Source organism: Nesterenkonia sp. DZ6 (genome assembly GCF_022565835.1).
Lineage (GTDB): Bacteria > Actinomycetota > Actinomycetes > Actinomycetales > Micrococcaceae > Nesterenkonia.
In genome coordinates this window covers 170,373-187,113 of record NZ_JAJOYW010000004.1, presented here as the reverse complement: position 1 = coordinate 187,113, position 16,741 = coordinate 170,373, and the positions used below count along the sequence as shown (strand labels likewise).

At 67.8% G+C, this 16,741-nt stretch carries 12 protein-coding genes; 8 read left to right on the top strand and 4 right to left on the bottom strand.

The genetic code is table 11. The features are described 5' to 3' along the window. Window positions 1-110 precede the first annotated feature (110 nt). Window positions 111-503 carry a hypothetical protein gene (locus tag LTH93_RS11160; protein ID WP_241470995.1) on the top strand — a complete coding sequence of 131 codons (393 nt, stop codon included), beginning with the start codon at window positions 111-113 and terminating at the stop codon, window positions 501-503. Then, window positions 500-3,376 (top strand): glycosyltransferase, encoded by a 2,877-nt coding sequence (locus tag LTH93_RS13520; protein ID WP_241470994.1) that lies wholly within the window; start codon window positions 500-502, stop codon window positions 3,374-3,376. Before LTH93_RS11160 ends, LTH93_RS13520 begins: the two co-directional genes overlap by 4 nt. Before the next feature lie 36 nt (window positions 3,377-3,412). Here LTH93_RS13520 and LTH93_RS11150 read toward each other — a convergent pair whose 3' ends face one another. After that, a complete protein-coding gene (locus LTH93_RS11150) occupies window positions 3,413-4,966 on the bottom strand; it encodes an acyltransferase family protein (RefSeq protein WP_241470993.1) in 1,554 nt (517 codons plus the stop codon). Then, the gene (locus LTH93_RS11145; protein WP_241470992.1) at window positions 4,963-5,607 is read right to left on the bottom strand and encodes an acyltransferase family protein; all 645 of its coding nucleotides are present in this window, start codon (window positions 5,605-5,607) and stop codon (window positions 4,963-4,965) included. The genes LTH93_RS11150 and LTH93_RS11145 overlap by 4 nt, the downstream gene beginning before the upstream one ends. Before the next feature lie 210 nt (window positions 5,608-5,817). On the opposite strand from LTH93_RS11145, the gene wecC reads away from it, so the two are divergent. Beyond that, window positions 5,818-7,047 (top strand): UDP-N-acetyl-D-mannosamine dehydrogenase, encoded by a 1,230-nt coding sequence (gene wecC, locus LTH93_RS11140; RefSeq protein WP_241470991.1) that lies wholly within the window; start codon window positions 5,818-5,820, stop codon window positions 7,045-7,047. 75 nt (window positions 7,048-7,122) lie between these two features. Here wecC and LTH93_RS11135 read toward each other — a convergent pair whose 3' ends face one another. Further along, entirely contained in the window at window positions 7,123-9,294 is a 2,172-nt protein-coding gene (locus tag LTH93_RS11135; protein WP_241470990.1) for an acyltransferase family protein, read from the bottom strand. Between the two features lie 203 nt (window positions 9,295-9,497). On the opposite strand from LTH93_RS11135, the gene ftsY reads away from it, so the two are divergent. Then, a complete protein-coding gene (gene ftsY / locus LTH93_RS11130; RefSeq protein ID WP_241470989.1) occupies window positions 9,498-10,697 on the top strand; it encodes a signal recognition particle-docking protein FtsY in 1,200 nt (399 codons plus the stop codon). 73 nt (window positions 10,698-10,770) lie between these two features. Here the strand turns inward: ftsY and LTH93_RS11125 are convergent, their stop codons facing one another. Further along, complete coding sequence (locus LTH93_RS11125) at window positions 10,771-11,487, bottom strand: FadR/GntR family transcriptional regulator (RefSeq protein WP_241464935.1); 717 nt, start codon at window positions 11,485-11,487, stop codon at window positions 10,771-10,773. Window positions 11,488-11,680: 193 nt separating this feature from the next. On the opposite strand from LTH93_RS11125, the gene eat reads away from it, so the two are divergent. From eat to LTH93_RS11105, 4 genes are all read left to right on the top strand, one after another. Further along, window positions 11,681-13,114: an ethanolamine permease gene (gene eat, locus LTH93_RS11120; RefSeq protein WP_241470988.1), complete on the top strand. Its 1,434-nt coding sequence runs from the start codon at window positions 11,681-11,683 to the stop codon at window positions 13,112-13,114. A gap of 93 nt (window positions 13,115-13,207) precedes the next feature. Further along, window positions 13,208-14,554, top strand: coding sequence for a glutamine synthetase family protein (locus LTH93_RS11115; protein ID WP_241471084.1), 1,347 nt, complete (start codon window positions 13,208-13,210; stop codon window positions 14,552-14,554). Next, entirely contained in the window at window positions 14,535-15,356 is an 822-nt protein-coding gene (locus tag LTH93_RS11110) for a gamma-glutamyl-gamma-aminobutyrate hydrolase family protein (RefSeq protein WP_241470987.1), read from the top strand. Before LTH93_RS11115 ends, LTH93_RS11110 begins: the two co-directional genes overlap by 20 nt. Then, window positions 15,353-16,711, top strand: a complete 1,359-nt coding sequence (locus LTH93_RS11105) for an aldehyde dehydrogenase family protein (RefSeq protein WP_241470986.1) — start codon at window positions 15,353-15,355, stop codon at window positions 16,709-16,711. The genes LTH93_RS11110 and LTH93_RS11105 overlap by 4 nt, the downstream gene beginning before the upstream one ends. The last annotated feature ends 30 nt before the right edge of the window (window positions 16,712-16,741 follow it).

The following is a 16,741-nucleotide window of genomic DNA, read 5'->3' as shown; positions in this document are numbered from 1 at the left end:
CGCCCACCTCCGGGTCAGTCGGCAGGGCCGAGGGCCACGGCAGAGCAGAGGACCACAGCAGAGCAGCCGGGACTGCCCGGGGCAGAATCGATGCGAAGGACGATCAGGCGATGACCGAGACCAATCAGACCAGCACCAGCGCGGCGGCACCGACCGAGACCGAGCCGAATGCGGTGACCGATCTCAGCGAGAACACCCGCGAGGTCGTCGTCGAGCTGCTCACTCAGCACCAGGCCCTGCTCACCGAGCTCCGCTGGGCCTATGACCAGCTCGAACGCGTCCAGGAGGTCGATATCGCTGCGCTCAAGCAGCGGGTCTCGGAACTGGAGCAGCGCCGACCCGCGCGGAAGACGGCCAAGGCCGCGTCCGCGAGCGCGTCGTCGAGGATGCGCAAGCGCGTGGAGTTCACCCTGCAGCACCCTGACAAGGCCGTGCGGGTCGCAGGACGAAAGCTCGCCAGACCCTTCGAACAGGTGGCCCGCCGAGCAGGGTTCGACCGGTGACCCACCACCTGGGCCTGACTGGTCCGCACCCGCGCCGGGACCGCCTGGATGCCGGCATCGCTCGGATCGCCGAGCTGCTGGCCGCCCCCGATCTGCTCAGCGCCCTCACCGAGGAGGGCACCACCGAGCTGCTGGGCCCCGGCCCGGGCAGCCCCTTCTCTCGCGGGACGACTGACGCCTCCGATCTGCTCGAGCAGCTGGCACCGGCGATGGCGGCGCTGCCGGATCTCGAGTCCGGGATCTCCAGGCCGCCCCTGGCGCTGCGCGTGGCAGTCATCGACGACTTGAGCACCCAGCAGGTGCTGCGCGGTGCCGCCGAGCTGATCGGTCTCAGCGCGGAGCAGCTGACTGCGGACGCTTCAGCGCTTGACCGCGTCGACCTGGTGGTGCTGACCCCGGTCAGCGCCGGCGCCCGATACAGCGTCCCCCCGGAGGGGACCGTGGAGGGCAGCGAGGACCAGCTCCAGGCCTGGGCGCGGCTGCTGCTCACCGAGGTGATCCCCCGCTGTCGGCGCGACGGCGTTCCCGTGGTCTTCTGGGACCGCACGACCCGCAGCACCACCGCGACCGGCCGCGAGGTGGCCAGCGCCTGCGACGCGGTCTTCGCCGTCTCCGAAGAAGCCGTCCGGCGCTATGCCGACACGCGGCGGCAGAAGGCAGAGGTCACCCGGGTGCCGATGGTGGTCAACCCGTTGCAGAACTCCCCGCTGGGCACCCGCAGCGCCACCTCGGCCGTGATCGCCATGGCAGGCGCGCACGTGGCGCAGAGCCCCCGCGATCTGCGGGTCATGGTGGAGTGGATCCTTGACGGCATCAGCGCCCAGGGCCTGCCCGCCGCGCTGCTGCGCCGGGGCGAGGAGGGCACCCTCCCGGCCGGGCACGGAGCCGGGTTCGCGGCGCGCCACTGGCCGCTGCTCGTCGACGACCCGGGACCCGACGCGATTGCGGCGCTGGACCGGGTCACCGACATCGGCATCGTGCTCAATGACGTGATCAGCTCCCAGACGCTCTATGACCGGCGCATCATCGAGCTGCAGGCCTCAGGCTCGATGGTGCTCAGCGGCTACAACCAGGGAGTGAACTCCTACCTCCCGCATGTGAGGATCCCACAGTCGACGGCGGACGTCGCGGACACTCTCGGGTCGCTGACCCTCGGGGAGCTCCGGCGCGTCCAGGGCGACGGGATCCGCACGGCCTTCAGCAGCCATCACGTCTCCGACGTCTTGGCGAGAATCTGCACCGCGGTGGGCCTCTCGGCGCCACGGCCCGCGGAACGGGTGCTCGCGGTCATGGATCAGGTCGAGCACACCGGGCAGACCCGGCGAAGCGGCCAGACGGACTCCCTGGAACCAGTGGACCCGCTGGATTCGGTGCTGCGCGCCGAGCTGGGGTCGCAGACCCACGCGGAGATCCCCCTGGTCTCCTGGGACCAGGTGTCCGCCCGCCACGGCAGCTATGACATCCTGCTGCCGGTCTCCACCCGCCGGCACTACTCCCCCACCTATGTGGCTGACATGGTCAGCGCCTTCCGATACCAGGGCGCCGGCGTCGTCGCGAAGCTGGACGGGACTGCCGAACAGACCGACCGCGCCGCCCTGCGCCATCAGACCCCCAGCTCGGCACGGACAACGGCGACGACGACGGGTTCGGCATCAGCGCCGCCGGCCCTGGACCTGACCGCCTGGTGGCGACCCGCTGAGGGTCCCGCCGCCAGCGCCGCAGCCCTGCTGGCCCACGCGCATGACCAGCGGATCTTCTTCTCTGATCACCTCGGTCATCATGCCCGCGGACTCGGAGCGTCGATGCGCCGAGATCGTCCGGCGCTGACGCTCGATGAGGATCTCGCCGCAAGCTCCAAGCTCGCCGCTGCCACCGCGCGGGCGCTGAACCTCGAGCTGACCGTGATCGTGCCGGTGTACAACAACGGCGATCATCTTCGGCACAAGGCATTCGCCTCGCTGCGCCGATCCTCGGTCTTCGAGAAGATGCACGTGCTGCTGGTCAATGACGGGTCCACGGATCCGGTCACGGTGGACACCGTCGAGGAGCTGGCCCACGAGTTTCCGAACGTGACGGCCTACCATCACGGCGGGGGCGGTTCAGGGTCCGCGTCCCGACCGCGCAACACCGGTCTGAAGCTGACCCATACCGAGTTCGTCACCTACCTGGACCCCGACAACGAGGCGGTCCATGACGGCTTCGCGCAGCTGCTCGCGGACATTCAGTCCCACCAGGATGTGGATTTCGTGCTCGGCGACATGACCCACTGGGCCAGCCGGTTCGGCAGGCTGCACTACAGCGAGCTGCTGCGCGAGACCCTCGCGGATCACCAGGACGCGTCCGGGACCATCGCCGTGCCGAGCGACGCCTTGGAGCGGCTGCACTTTCGTCCCATGGGGATCCAGACGGTGGTCGCTCGCACCGACTGGCTCCAGGCCTGCGGGTTGGAGCAGCCTCTGGGCGCGGTGGGGCAGGACAGCTACTTCTTCCAGCAGATGCTCTACTACGCCCGCCGAGTCCGGGTGCAGGACATCGGGGTGCACACCTATTACTCCGCGGTCAGCGACTCCACGGTGAACACGATCAACCCGGGCTACTTCGAGAAGTACCGTCCGCTCGACCTCGCGCGCGCCGACTGGCTGCGCGAGGTGGACAAGCTTCAGGCCTACAGGGATCTCCGGCTGGAGCCCTTCTTCGTGAACTGGATGCTCCCGAAGCTGCGCCGACTCGAGTCAGAGCCGTCAGACTGGCTCTTCGCGGCCGAGACCCTGGCAGACCTGCTCGGGTACTACGGGGACCACGAGTGGACCACCCCCGAGGCCGTCGAGTTCTGGGACCATCTGGCGGAAGCGCGTCGACGCGCCAAGCCCTGACCAGCCCCGCGACACCACCGAGCTTCCGGACGCCACCTAGCCCTGCAGTGCGGGCTCGATCCGCTCGGCCAGCTCGGCGGTGACCGAACGGACGAAGTTCTGTGAGACGTGGCTGTTGTCGTTGTAGGTGATCGCCCCGCCCAGCACCGCATAGCAGGTCGCCTCCTCCTCGGAGCAGAGCAGGTCCTCCGTGGGGATGAAGTGGTAGTTCTCCGCCTCGGCGAAGACGTCCTGGGACTGGGTCAGCCAGCGCTCGCTCACCCATGTGTCCTCGAGGTCGTCGTTGCAGGCGGCGGGGTCGTCCTCGTTGAGCGCCACGCACTCAGGCAGCGTCTCGGTCGCATTGCGCTCGAGGTTGAGCCGCGGGATCTCACCCAGGACGACGACCTCCTTCTCGGCGTCGAGCCAGACCTGGATCGGGGTGATCACGCTGCGTCCCTGCTCGGTGAGCTCCACCTCGGAGTCGGGCAGGTCCACCTCGACGTCGGGCCCTTCGAAGCCTCCCATCATCTGGCTGGCAGCGATCACGATGGTCTCTACCTCGTCATCCTCGGAGAGCCTGTCCAGGATCTCCAGGTTGGCCTCACCACAGGGGTCATCGGCCTCGACGAAGGTCGCGGCCCGTGGGGTGCAGCCGGACCGGGTCAGCACGAGCAGCCGCTTGCCCGCGTCCCGCGCGATCTCATCCAGTGCCGGAAGCCACATCGTGGCGTGTGAATCCCCGAACACGGCGATGGTGCCGTCGGCCTCTGACGCCAGAGCCCCGAGCCAACACTCAGGGACGCCGTCGTCGTCTGCTCCGGCCTGGCACCCGGGGTGGACAGGCTCCTGGGGCTGCGCGGCGACGTCGGCCGCCGAGGGGGTGAGCCCCTGGGTGCCTTCGAAGGGGTCCCCGCACTGATCGGGATTCGCCAGCGCCCGGTAGCCGTAGCAGGGGTGGTCCTCAGAGAGGTCCGAGGCCGTGAACACCTGTTCCACACGCTCGACCGAATAGTGGGCGAGGGCCATCACGAGCGCCATGCCAACTCCGGCGGCGACCATGGTCCGCCAGGTCGGCAGCAGGATCTTCGCTCGGCGCAGCGGGGTCTCGAAGAATCGGGTGCTCAGCGCGGAGACCACGACGACGCCGAGGATCAGGGCGACCTTGACGTGCCATAGATCGGCGGTCTCCAGCAGGTAGGGCAAGAAGATCACCACCGGCCAGTGCCAGAGGTAGATGGCATAGGACCAGTCCCCGATCGCGGTCACGGGGCGCATCGAGAACCACCAGTGGATCCCGGTCCAGGAGTCTCTGCCCCCGCAGGCCATCAGCAGGGTCGCACCCACCGTCGGGATCAGTGCGGTCCAGCCCGGGAAGGGCGTCAGCTCGCTGTAGAGATACGCCGAACCGAGGATCATCGCCAGCCCGGTCCAGCCGAGCAGGTTCCCCCACCGTCCGGTGAACTGGGTGGCGCCGAGGAGAAGCGCGAGCAGGGCGCCCAGCGCGAACTCCCAGATCCGGGTCGGCGTGACGAAATAGGCCTGGGCGGCGGAGTCCGCGGTGTAGTAGATGGAGAAGGCCAGGGAGCCTGCGCCCAACAGACCGATCACCCAGAGGAAGATGGTGCGCGTGTGGCTGCGCGCAACAGTCTCGCCGTGCACAGACTGCCGACCGGCCGGGCCAGGACCGCGAGGCCCAGGACGACGGCGAGCAGCACCGGCCACAGGACATAGAACTGCTCTTCGACGGAGAGCGACCAGAAGTGCTGCACCGCGGTGGCACGTTCGTCGGACTTGGAATAGTCGATGGCGTCATCAGCAAGGATCCAGTTCTGCACATAGAGCGCCGACGCAAAGACCTGTCGTCGGGTGTTCTGCCATTCCGTGCTGGGCAGGATCATCACCGCCGCCACCGCGGTGATGCCCAGCACCAGCAGACTCAGCGGCAGCAGACGCCGGATCCCGCGCCCCCAGAACTGACCCAGCCGGATCCGCCCGGTCCTCGCCGCCTCCTTGAACAGGTGCGCGGTGATCAGATACCCGGAGATCACGAAGAAGACATCCACACCCACGTACCCGCCGGTCAGATGCTCCGGCCAGAAGTGGTATCCGACGACGAGGAGCACAGCCAGTGCGCGCAGGCCCTGGATCTCTGGCTGGTAGCGTCCGCCGCGCGAGGACCGTTCGGCAGCCTCCGGCAGCGTCGGTGCCGCGACCGGCAGTGCCTGGGCGGACTCAGCGCGTGTGGTCACGGGCGGTTCTTGGTCTCCTTCGAAGCTCGATTGCAGCCGCTCCAAGATATCGCCGTTCTCAGGGAATCCCCGACCCCACACCAGGCGCCGGATCTTGACGCCCGTGGAGGGTAGTGACCCCTGGAATCCGCTGGGATAGACTCGCGTGCTGTCAGCCTCTTCGTGCTGTCAGTGTCATCGCGTCGCGACAGAAAGTGGTCCACCTTGCCAATGAACATCTCGAGCGTCGGTGTCATCGGACTCGGCTACATCGGTCTGCCCACCGCCGCGATCCTCGCGGACCACGGCGTCACCACGATCGGCATGGATGTCTCCGCGCGCAACGTCGCTGCGGTGAACAAGGGCGAGGTCCCCTTCGTGGAGCCCGGCCTGCGCGAGGTTCTGGAGCGCGCGGTCAGCAGCGGCACCCTGACCGCGACGACGCAGACGCCCAAGGCTGATGCCTATATCGTCGCGGTCCCCACCCCCTTCACCGATACCCACTCCGCTGACCTCTCCTACATCGAGGCCGCCGCCGACGGGATCGCCGCCGAGATCACCGGAGGGGAACTGATCATCCTGGAGTCCACCTCCCCACCAGGGGCCACCGAGCACATGGCGCAGCGCATCCTCGCCGCCCGCCCTGATCTCAGTGCCGCCGACATCCTGGTCGCTCACTGTCCCGAGCGCGTGCTGCCGGGGAAGATCATGGAAGAGATGATCACCAATGACCGGATCATCGGCGGCCTGACTCCAGAAGCCGCCGAGGCCGCCCGGGACCTGTACTCCTCGTTCTGCGAGGGCGAGTTCCTGCTCACCGACGCCCGCACCGCGGAGATGGCGAAGCTCACCGAGAACAGCTTCCGTGACGTCAACATCGCTTTCGCCAACGAGCTCTCGGTCATCAGCCACAAGCTCGGCATCGATGTCTGGGAGCTCATCGAGCTGGCCAATCACCATCCGCGGGTCAACATCCTGCAGCCCGGTCCCGGAGTGGGGGGACACTGCATCGCGGTGGACCCGTGGTTCATCGTCGATGCCGCACCCGAGGAGGCGAACCTGATCCGGACCGCGCGGCAGACCAATGACGCGAAGCCCGAATGGGTGCTGGGTCGGATCGAACAGGCCCTGGAGACGGCGGGCGACTCACCCGCGGTGGCGCTGCTCGGGCTCGCGTTCAAGGCGAATATCGATGATCTGCGCGAGTCCCCCTCGCTGCACATCGCGGAGAAGCTCGCCGAGCGCGCCCCGGGAGCGCAGCTGCTGGCGGTGGAACCGCACATCCAGGAGCTGCCCGAGTCGCTGGCGCAGCACAGCAATGTCAGGCTGAGCGACCTCGACGAGGCCTTGGAGCGTGCCGATGTGGTGGTGCTTCTGGTGGACCATCAGGTGTTCAAAGAGCTGCCGGCCTCTCGGCTCGGAGATGCCACGGTGATCGACACCCGCGGCATCTGGCGCTGACGCGCCTGACCGGCGCGCCGGCCTGAACTGCGCTGCCCCGACGGAACTGCCCCGCCCCGACGGAGCTGCCCCGACCTACGAGCTCCCGGCCAGCGCCGGTTCCATCCGGTCGGTGAGCTCAGGGATCGTCGACTGCACGAAGGTCCGCGCCAGGTGGCTGTTGTCCGAGTAGGTGATGGCACCGCCGAGAACCGCGTAGCAGGTGTCCTCCCGGCACACCAGATCCTCGGTGGCTACGAAGTGGTAGTTCTCTTCGTCCGCGAAGACCTCCGCGGACCGGGTCAGCCAGCGATCCCCCACCCGAGTGTCCTCGAGCCTCTCGTTGCAGGCCGAGAGGTCGCTCTCGTTCAGGGCCACGCATTCCGGCAGGGTCTCTTCTTCCTGCTCGTCGTTGCTCATGCGTGGGACCTCACCGAAGACCACCACCTCTTTGTCGGCCTCGAGCCAGGCCACGATCGGCTCGTACATGGCCCGCGCCGAATCGTCGAGACCGGAATCACCCTCGTCCAGTCCGAGGTCGCGGCTCGGCCCGCCGAATTCGAAGTGCCGCTGGCTGGCCGCCACGATCACGGTGTCGATGCCGTCGTCCGCGGAGACCTGGTCGATGATCTCGGCATTGGCGCGGAGGCAGTCGCTGGAGTCCTCACCGACCTCGCCGCCGCGGGGCGTGCAGCCGGACCGCGTCAGCACCAGCAGGCGCTTGTCCTGCTCCTGGGCGATCTCATCGAGCGCCGGGAGCCACATGGTGGCATGGGAGTCGCCGAAGACCGCGATCGTCCCGTCGGACTCCGTCTCCTCCGCCCCGAGCCAGCACTCCGGCACACCATCGGCGTCCTCGTCGGCCTGACAGCCAGGGAACGCCTCCTCCTGGTACTGCTCCGCCACCACCGCAGGCGAGGGCCACAGACCCAGCTCCCCTTCGAACGGGTCACCGCATTCGTCCGGGTTCGCCAGCGCCCGGTAGCCGTAACAGGGGTGGTCCTGGGTGAGTGTGGAGTCTGCGGTGCTGGTCTGCATCACCGAGACCGCAGCGATCCCGGACACGATGACCAGCACCATGCCGGTGCCGGCCGCGACCATCGTCCGCCAGGTGGGCAGCAGGATCTTGGCGCGGCGGATCGGGGACTCGAAGAAACGGGTGCTCAGCGCGGAGAGCCCGATGATGCCCAGGATCAGCAGGACCTTGACGTACCAGAACCTGGCGGCGTCGCTGATGTAGGGCGAGAAGATCACCACCGGCCAGTGCCAGAGGTAGATCGCATAGGACCAGTCCCCGATGGCGGTCGCTGGGCGCAGCGAGAGCCACCAGTGAACCCCCGTCATCGGTTCCCGCCCGCCGCAGGCCAGCACCAGGACTGTGCCCACTGTCGGCAGCAGCGCGGTCCAGCCGGGGAACGGAGTGGTGTCGGTGTAGAAGAATGCAGCGCCGACGATCATGAGGAACCCGGCCCAGCCCAGCAGGTTTGCCCCTCGACCGCTGAACTGCCGAGATCCGAGCACCAGTGCGGCGATCGCACCGAGGGTGAATTCCCAGATCCGGGTGGGCGTGACGAAGTATGCCTGCGCCGGCGCGGCGGCGGTGTAGTAGATGGAGAACAGCAGCGAGAACGCTCCCAGCAGTCCGACCACCCAGAGGAACGCGGCCCGGATCTGGGCGCGCTCCAACCCGGGGGCGCCGGAACGGCGCTGCCTGAAGGCCAGGAACATCAGCGTGAGCGCCAGCAGGACCGGCCACAGGACGTAGAACTGCTCTTCGACAGACAGCGTCCAGAAATGCTGGACGGCTGTTGCTCGTTCGTCGGCCTTGGAGTATTCCACCGCGTCGGCTGCGAGGATCCAGTTCTGCACGTAGAGCGTGGACGCGATGATCTGCCGCAGGGTGGCCTGCCAGGCGGTGCTGGGCAGGATCAGCACGGCGGAGATCGCGGTCAGCAGCAGCACGAGCAGGCTCAGCGGCAGCAGCCGGCGGATCCGGCGCGCCCAGAACTGGCCGAGCCGGACTCCCCCGGTCTTCACCGCCTCCTTGAACAGATGCGCTGTGATCAGGTAGCCGGAGATCACGAAGAACACGTCGACGCCGACGTAGCCGCCGGTGAGACGGTCGGGCCAGAAGTGGTAGAGCAGCACGACCAGCACCGCCAGGGCCCGGAGCCCCTGGATCTCGGGCTGGAAGCGCGTCGGTGCCCCGCCCGCGGCCGGCAGCGGTCGGCCCGAGGGGGTTGCCTCTGCCGAAGAGATCGATGTCATGCCCACGTGAGTCTCTCGTCTTTTCTCGTCGTCGACGCCGAGGCGTCACTCTGTCCACATCTGCTGCAAGTCGGTCGGCGGCCCATAGAGACGCCGATGAGTCCGATGCCGCACCATACTCCAGCGTCCTGAAGGTTCGCAGGAGGTGGTCGTCCGCGTGGGTCCTGGCCGCCGGGTCCGCAGGTCTGTGACAGACTGAGCGCGTGGATTTTGACGTACTGATTCTGTTCATCGTTCTTGCCGTGATTCTGCTCAGCACCCTGGGATTCTTCCTGGTGCAGGGCGGGAAGCTGCTGCCCAAGGACAAGCGTGAGCAATACCTGACCCAGCGCGACCCCGATGACATCCCGTCCGGCGGCGTCGGCACCCTTGAGGCCCCCGCGGAAGAGCGCCCGGACGTCGCAGAGCCCGAGTTGGGCGGCGGCGTCGATCTGGTGGAGGAGCCGACGGTCGTTGAACCGACCGTCGAGACCCCCGAACCGGTGGCCGGACGTCTGGCCAGGCTGCGCGCCCGGCTGGTCAAGTCCAACAACATCTTCGGCAAGTCGCTGCTTGCGCTGCTGTCTCGCGACGAGATCGACGAGGACGTCTGGGAAGAGATCGAAGAGGTCCTGCTGATGGCGGACCTCGGCACCGATCCCACCATGGAGCTCGTCGACAGGCTCCGCGAACGGGTCAAGGTCGAAGGCACCAAGGACCCGGTCGTGGTCAAGGCGATGCTCACCGAAGAGCTGACTACGCTGGTCGATCCCACCCTTGATCGCCGACTCACGGTGACGGCGGAGGGTCGTCCCGCGGTCATCATGGTCGTCGGCGTCAACGGCGTCGGCAAGACCACCACGGTGGGCAAGCTGGCCCGGATGCTGGTCGCCGAGGACAAGGACGTGCTCCTCGGAGCGGCCGACACCTTCCGCGCAGCCGCCGCCGAACAGCTGAGCACCTGGGGTCACCGGGTGGGCGTGCCGACGGTGAAGTCCGACGTCGAAGGCGCTGACCCGGCGTCGGTGGCCTATGAGGCCGTGGACAAGGGGATCGAGCTCGAAGCCGACGTGGTCATGATCGACACTGCAGGCCGGCTGCAGAACAAGTCCAACCTGATGGACGAACTCGGCAAGGTCAAGCGTGTGGTGGAGAAGAAGTCCGCCGTCGACGAGGTCCTGCTGGTCCTCGACGCCACGACCGGTCAGAACGGCCTGAACCAGGCCAAGGTCTTCTCCGAGGTCGTCAACGTCACCGGCATCGTGCTGACCAAGCTCGACGGCACCGCTCGAGGCGGCATCGTGGTCGCCATCCAGCGCCAGCTCGGCGTCCCGGTGAAGCTCATCGGACTCGGTGAGGGTCCCGACGATCTCGCACCCTTCGACGCCGCCGAGTTCGTCGCCGCGCTGCTCGAAGACCACTGACCATCAGCGCCCGCCGACCCTCGACAGGCGCTGCACCTCAGCGGTCCTCCGCCTGCGGAATCCGCGAAGCCGCCTAGCTGAGGAATCCGCGCAGCAGCGAGGCGGTGCCCTCCAGGTGATCGATCATCAGCGACTTCGCCCCGGACCCGTCACCGGCCAGGATGGCCGTGGTGATCGCCAGGTGCTGCTGATTCGAATGCTCGAGATTCGCCGGCAGCAGCGGAATCTCATCCAGCAGCGCGCTCACCCGCGCCCGGGTGTCGGTCACGGCGGTGATGAGCGACGGGGATCCGCTCAGCTCGGCGACCGCGATGTGAAACCGAGCGTCACGGGCGCGATAGCTGGACCGATCGGCGCGCTCCAGATCTGAGAGACAACCCTGAAGGTGCTCGCGCGCCGAGGCGGAGAGGTCTGCCTGGGCCGCCAGCTCCGCGGCGGCCGGCTCGAGCACCGCGCGAAAGACCAGCACGTCGCGGCGCTGCAGGGGATCCATGTGTTCTACGCCCTGCGGCGTGGCGCTCGGCGCCTCCAGGATGTAGGTCCCGCCGTAGCGACCCCGACGGACGTCGAGAAAGCCTGCCTGCTGCAGCTCAGCGAGGGCTTCGCGCAGGGTTGCGCGGGAGACCCCGAGGTGCCCGGCCAGTTCCCGCTCCGGTGGCAGCTTCTGTCCCGGGGGGAAGAGTCCGACCCGGATCGCCTGGAGCAGATGCTCGATCGTCTCCTCGAACGTATTTCCTGAACGCACCGGACGCAGCACCGCATAGGGGTTCCCGAAGTCTGCCGCCGTCATCTGGTCCTCCGTTCCGGCTCACGCACTGGCTCTGGCCTCAGCCTACGGGCTCCCCCGCGCGGGGTTACGACATGGGAGTCCACCTCTTGACGCCCAGGGAGAGAGCTGTCAGGATTCCGCACAGCACCATGGACTGAAATCAGTCCTTTGATGGTCTCCCCCGTCGGGTCGAATCCACAAGAGGTGGACAGCCATGCCGCGTGACAAGAGCAGGTCATTCCTCGCTGACTCCAGCTACATGGCGCATCGCCGGCTCAAGACCGGAGCCGCGGGGTGGATCCTGCTGGCAGGCCTGGGCGTCTCATACGTCATCTCCGGGGACTTCGCGGGATGGAATCTCGGTCTGGCCGAAGGCGGGTGGGGCGGTCTGCTGATCGCCTTCGTGCTCATGGGCGTGATGTACACCTGCATGGTCTTCGGCCTCGCCGAGATGTCCTCCTCGCTGCCCACCGCAGGCGCCGGCTACGGCTTCGCCCGGCGGGCCCTCGGCCCGCTCGGCGGCTACGCGACCGGTGTCGCGGTGCTCATCGAGTACGCGGTCGCGCCGGCCGCGATCGCCACCTTCATCGGCGGCTACATCGAGGCACTGGGCCTGTTCGGCATGACCAATTCCTGGCCCGTCTACCTGGCGGCCTATGTGGTGTTCGTGGGCATCCACCTCTACGGAGTGGGTGAGGCGCTGCGGCTGATGTTCGGCATCACCGCGATCGCCGTGCTCGCCCTGGTGGTCACCGTCATTGCCCTGGTTCCGCATTTCGACGCCGCCAACCTCTTCGACATCGTCCCGAACGACGCCGTGGGAGCCAGTGCGTTCCTGCCGATGGGCTACGCCGGAGCGATGGCGGCGCTGGTCTACGGGATCTGGTTCTTCCTGGCGATCGAAGGCGTGCCGCTGGCCGCCGAGGAGACCACCGATCCGAAGCGCGACATGCCGCGCGGCATCATCGTGGCGATGCTGATCCTGCTGGTCACCGGTGCGCTGATGCTGGTCCTGGTCCCCGGGGCGGCAGGCGCAGAGTCGATGAGCACCTCCGACAATCCGCTGCCCGAGGCGATCCGCGCCGTCGCCGGCCCCGACAGCGTGATGGCGAGCATCGTCAACTACGCCGGACTCGCGGGACTGATCGCCAGCTTCTTCTCCATCATCTACGCCTACTCCCGGCAGCTCTTCGCGCTCTCCCGCGCCGGTTACCTGCCCCGCTGGCTCTCACTGACCGGGAAGCGCCGGACCCCGTGGGTCGCGCTGATCGTACCGGGGACCATCGGCTTCGTGCTGGCGGCGGCCACCGGGGACGGAGGCCTGCTGATCAACATCGCGGTCTTCGGGGCCACCGTGTCCTATGTGCTGCTCAACCTCTCCCACATCGTACTGCGCCTGCGCGAGCCCGACCTCCCGCGGGCCTACCGCACCCCCGGCGGGGTGGTCACCACCGGCGTCGCGCTCGTCCTGGCCGTGGTGGCGGTGATCGCAACCTTCCTCGTCGATGTCTTCGCGGCCTCCATCACAGCCGCGGTGTTCCTGGCCTTCCTCGCCTACTTCTGGTTCTACAGCCGCCATCGCGTGGTCGCCAACGCACCGGAGGAAGAGTTCGCCCGGGTCAAGGACGCAGACTCCACGCTGAACTGAGCCCGCCCGGTCACCCACGCCCCTGCCATCACCCCTGCAACCCAAGGATCAGATCCCGTGACGACATCGCCCAAGCATCCCCGCAACGATCGAATGCTCACCGTCCCTGGGCTGCGCCAGGAGATCACCGAAGGGCGCATCGACACCGTGGTGCTGGCCTTCACCGATATGCAGGGCCGGCTGCAGGGCAAGCTCTGCCACGCCCAGTTCTTCCTGGACTCGATGCTCGAAGAGGGAGCCGAGGGGTGCAACTACCTGCTGGCCGTGGACACGGAGATGAACACCCCCGGCGGCTATGCGATCAGCAGCTGGGAGGCCGGCTACGGGGATATGAGCTTCGCCATGGACCTGGACACCATCCGGCGGATGCCGCACAACCCGGGTCAGGTGATGATCCAGTGTGACCTCACCGCCCATGACGGCCAGCTGATCCCGATGTCCCCGCGGGCCATGCTGAGCCGTCAGCTCGACCGCGCTCGGGAGATGGGCTACCAGATGCTCACCGGGACGGAGCTCGAGTTCTGCGTCTACAACACCAGCTATGAGGACGCCTGGGACTCCAACTACCAGAGCCTGGTCCCGGCGAACCGATACAACGTCGATTACAACATCCTGGGCTCCCAAAGGGTCGAGCCGCTGCTGCGCGAGATCCGCAACGCCATGTACACCGCCGGGATGACGGTGGAGAGCGCCAAGGGAGAGTGCAACTTCGGACAGCACGAGATCGCCTTCCGCTTCGACGAGGGACTGGTCACGGCGGACAACCACGTGGTCTACAAGCTGGCCTCGAAGCAGATCGCCCAGCAGCAGGGCAAGTCCATCACGTTCATGGCCAAGCCCAACGAGCGTGAGGGCAGCTCCTGCCACATCCACATGTCGCTGCGCGGGCTCGACGGCGAACTGAGCTTCTGGGATGAGGAGAAGGACACCCGCAGCGCCACCTACGACTACTTCATCGCCGGGGTGCTCAAGGGCATGCGCGAACTCTGCATCTTCTACGCCCCGAACATCAACTCCTATAAGCGCTTCGCCAAGGGCAGCTTCGCCCCCACCTCGGTGGCCTGGGGCATCGACAACCGCTCCTGTGCGGTGCGCCTGGTCGGCACCGGCCAGTCCGCCCGGATGGAGAACCGTCTCCCCGGCGGCGACGTCAACCCCTACCTGGCACTCTCAGCGATGCTGGCCTCAGGCCTCTACGGGATCGAGCACCAGCTGGAGCTGGAACCCATGATGGAGGGCAACGCCTATGAGTCCGACGCACAGGTCGTGCCCACGGCGATGAGAGAGGCCCGCGACCTGCTCGCCGACTCGGCACTTGCCCGCGAGGTCTTCGGCGAGGATGTGGTCGAGCACTACGTCCACTACGCCGATGTGGAGCTGGAAGCCTTCGAGTCCGCCGTCACCGACTGGGAGCTGCACCGTGGTTTCGAGCGGCTCTAGGGATTCTTCGTCGGCGCCGCGCCGGCGACCCCGGATCGCGCTCACCACGTATTACCAGGAGGGCTCGTGGGGCGATTGGAACTCGGTGGCGGCGATCGTGCCCGGGTCCTACGTGGAGGGCGTCGCGGCGGCCGGGGGAACCCCTGTGCTGCTGCCCCCGGTGGGCACCGACACCTCGGTGCTCGAGCTGATGGACGGGCTGATCGTGATCGGCGGAGTCGACGTGGATCCGCGCTTCTACGGCGCCGACCGGCACGAACGCACCTCCTCCCAGCCCAGCCGGGACGAACACGACATCGCGCTGACCCGGGCAGCCCTGGAGAGGGGCCTGCCGCTGTTCGCCATCTGCCGGGGCGCTCAGATCCTCAACGTCGCGCTGGGTGGGACCCTGATCCAACACCTGCCCGACGTCAACCCCGACGCCGAGCAGTACCAGCCCGGACCCGGCCTGTACGGAAGGGTCCAGTTCACCACCGAGCCGGGCAGCCGGTGCGCGCAGCTGCTCGGCGCGAGCGCCCAGTCGCCGTGCTACCACCATCAGGCCCTGGATGAGGTGGCGGAGGGCCTGGTCGTCACCGCCCGCGCCGCCGACGGCACCATCGAGGCCGTGGAGACCACCACGGAGGCCTGGACCCTGGGGGTCCAGTTCCACCCCGAGGAGAACCGCAAGGATGCTCGGCTCTTCGAGGGCTTCATCGACGTGGCCCGGCGCTTCGCCGAGCGGCGAGACGCCCCCCAAGACCCACATCGGGGACCCGGCGCCCACCCTGACCAGCACCGAGAGGACGCACTGCACCCATGACCGTGACCCAGATCGTCGATCCCACGACCGAAGAGATCATCGAGACCATCGAGCTGGTCTCGCTGCAGGAGACCGACGCCGCCATCGCCCGCGCCCAGCGCGCGTTCCTCACCTGGCGCACCGTGGAGCCGGCGGACCGGGCGCGACTGCTGCGTCGCTTCGCCGACGCGGTGGACGCCGACCTGGAACATCTCGCCGCCCTGGAGGTGCGCAACGCCGGGCACACCATCGGCAACGCCCGCTGGGAGGCCGGAAACGTCCGTGACGTCCTGACCTACTACTCCGGAACCCCCGAGCGGCTCTCCGGTCGTCAGATCCCCACCCCGGGAGGGGTCAACCTGACCTTCCACGAGCCGCTGGGCGTGATCGGGGTGATCGTGCCCTGGAACTTCCCTATGCCGATCGCCGCATGGGGCTTCGCGCCAGCCCTGGCGGCAGGAAACACCGTGGTGCTCAAGCCCGCGGAGATCACCCCGCTGACCGCCATCCGGCTGGGCGAGCTTGCCCTGCAGGCCGGACTGCCCGAGGACGTCTTCACCGTGCTGCCGGGCAAGGGCTCCGTGGTCGGTGAGCGCTTCGTGACCCACCCGGACGTCCGGAAGGTCGTCTTCACCGGCTCCACAGCGGTGGGCAAGCGGATCATGGCTGGCTGCGCTGACCAGGTCAAGCGCCTGACCCTGGAGCTGGGTGGGAAGAACTCCAACATCATCTTCGCCGATGCCGACCTGGACCAGGCCGCCGCCGCCACTCCCGGCGGCGCGTTCGACAACGCCGGCCAGGACTGCTGCGCCCGTTCCCGGGTGCTGGTGCAGCGCTCGGTCCTGGATCGGTATCTGGAGCTGCTGGAGCCTGCCGTGCGCGACTTCCACTGCGGCGATCCGAGCCTGGAGCAGACCGCCATGGGTCCGCTGGTCTCCGCCGCCCACCGCGACTCGGTGGCCGCCTACCTCGACGACGACGCCCCCATCGCCTTCCAGGGGTCAGCCCCCACCGGCCCCGGATTCTGGTTCCCCCCGACCGTGCTCACTCCCTCTCCCGACTCCCGAGTCTTCAACGAGGAGATCTTCGGACCGATCATCGCCGTGGTCCCCTTCGAGGATGAGGCCGAGGCGATCCGCCTGGCCAATGACACCGACTACGGCCTCTCCGGCTCCATCTGGACCCGTGACGTGGGACGCGCCCTGCGGGTCTCCCGCGGGGTCGACGCCGGGAACCTCTCGGTGAACACCCACGCCTCGGTGCGCTACTGGACCCCCTTCGGAGGGTTCAAGCAATCGGGTTTCGGACGGGAGCTGGGGCCCGACTCCGCCGAGGCCTTCACCGAGACCAAGAACGTCTTCATCTCCAGCAGCTGACCGATTGCGTGACCGCTCAGCCGAACACCT

Coding starts and splice junctions, on each gene's coding strand:
- LTH93_RS11160 (WP_241470995.1), top strand. CDS start 111: ATGACCGAGACCAATCAGACCAGCACCAGCGCGGCGGCACCGACCGAG.
- wecC (WP_241470991.1), top strand. CDS start 5,818: ATGAACATCTCGAGCGTCGGTGTCATCGGACTCGGCTACATCGGTCTG.
- LTH93_RS11135 (WP_241470990.1), bottom strand. CDS start 9,294: ATGACATCGATCTCTTCGGCAGAGGCAACCCCCTCGGGCCGACCGCTG.
- LTH93_RS11125 (WP_241464935.1), bottom strand. CDS start 11,487: ATGACGGCGGCAGACTTCGGGAACCCCTATGCGGTGCTGCGTCCGGTG.
- eat (WP_241470988.1), top strand. CDS start 11,681: ATGCCGCGTGACAAGAGCAGGTCATTCCTCGCTGACTCCAGCTACATG.
- LTH93_RS11115 (WP_241471084.1), top strand. CDS start 13,208: ATGCTCACCGTCCCTGGGCTGCGCCAGGAGATCACCGAAGGGCGCATC.
- LTH93_RS11105 (WP_241470986.1), top strand. CDS start 15,353: ATGACCGTGACCCAGATCGTCGATCCCACGACCGAAGAGATCATCGAG.